The sequence below is a fragment of the Methyloceanibacter marginalis genome (genome assembly GCF_001723295.1).
Classification (GTDB): domain Bacteria; phylum Pseudomonadota; class Alphaproteobacteria; order Rhizobiales; family Methyloligellaceae; genus Methyloceanibacter; species Methyloceanibacter marginalis.
Map to the genome: position 1 here is coordinate 1 of NZ_LPWD01000086.1, position 1,169 is coordinate 1,169.

The window sequence follows — 1,169 nt, forward strand, 5'->3', positions numbered from 1 at the left end:
CCGGCGCGGCCTTTCTCTTTCCCGATATATTTGGTCTCGATGAAGGCGCCGCACCCGCGGCTTAGTGCTCCTGCAAGAAGCGAAAGCGGAACACGCCGTCCCGCAAGTCCTCGAACAGCTCCTGGACTTGAGGATGCCGCAACGGCTCATCGGAAGCATCCGGCAAGAGGTTCTGCTCGGACACGTAGGCGACATACTCGGTGTCGGCGTTCTCGGCGAGGAGGTGATAGAACGGCTGATCCTTCTCCGGCCGCACGTCTTGCGGAATGGACGCGTACCACTCTTCGGTGTTCGAGAAACTCGGATCCACGTCGAAAATCACGCCGCGAAAGGGATAGAGCCGGTGGCGCACCACCTGCCCGATCTGAAATCTAGCGTTGCGGACTGTAGACATTACAACGTCAACCCTATCCCCGAGTCTTGAGACGATAAGATCGCGACCCAATGAGGCTGTCAACGCAGTTGAGGGCGTGGGTTACGACCATCGGCGGTTCGACCACATGAACTGTTCCGGGTTCTCGCGAATCCAAACCTCGAAGTAGCGCTGGATCGCTGCGGTGATGGAGCGGATGTCTTCCGCTTGATTGCCGGTGCGCGGAATCCTGAGCTCGTTGACGTTGACGTCGAACACCGCGCGGTTGCCGACGCGCACGCAGCGGCCGATCCAAATGCGCGCGCCGACCCGCCGTGCGATCATCGCAGCGATGGGCATGCTCTTGGCGAGATGCCCAAAGAACGGCACCTCGATGCCGTTGCGGTCGTAGAGGTCGGAGATGAACCCCAGCCGTCCGCCCTGGCGCACATAGTCCATAATGAGGCGCGCGGTTTTTTGCGTCTCGTCCTCGCCTGCGGTGCGGCCGCGTCCGAACAGACCGCCCGGATAGAGAGCCTGCCGCTGGGCGCGAAGATATTGGTCGACGTAAGGGTTCTTCACCGAGCGGTAGACGCCGGCCGGTTTCACCCCCGCGAGCATGACGGGCCACATGCCAAGCTCCCAGTTGCCCATATGCATGGTGACGATCAGCGCCGGGCCCATCTTGCCCTTGTAGCGGCCGATCCAATGGCCGTTGGTGACGTGCAGCCGCCCGGGATCTTTGAGGATCCGGTCGATGTTCATGGTCTCGACCATGACGCGGCCGAGATTGTCCCACGCGGCGATGGCGATGCGC

General features: G+C 61.8%; 2 protein-coding genes. Both read right to left on the reverse strand.

Annotated elements, in window-relative coordinates; translation table 11 throughout:
- Window positions 1–61 precede the first annotated feature (61 nt).
- Entirely contained in the window at window positions 62–394 is a 333-nt protein-coding gene (gene hspQ, locus AUC71_RS03940) for a heat shock protein HspQ (RefSeq protein ID WP_069623215.1), read from the reverse strand.
- An 81-nt stretch (window positions 395–475) separates the two neighbouring features.
- On the reverse strand, window positions 476–1,169 hold a 694-nt coding region (locus tag AUC71_RS03945), incomplete at its 5' end, for a lysophospholipid acyltransferase family protein (RefSeq protein WP_069623216.1).

Bases quoted from the DNA above. Each gene is read 5' to 3' on its own strand.
- hspQ (WP_069623215.1), bottom strand. From the start codon at position 394: ATGTCTACAGTCCGCAACGCTAGATTTCAGATCGGGCAGGTGGTGCGC.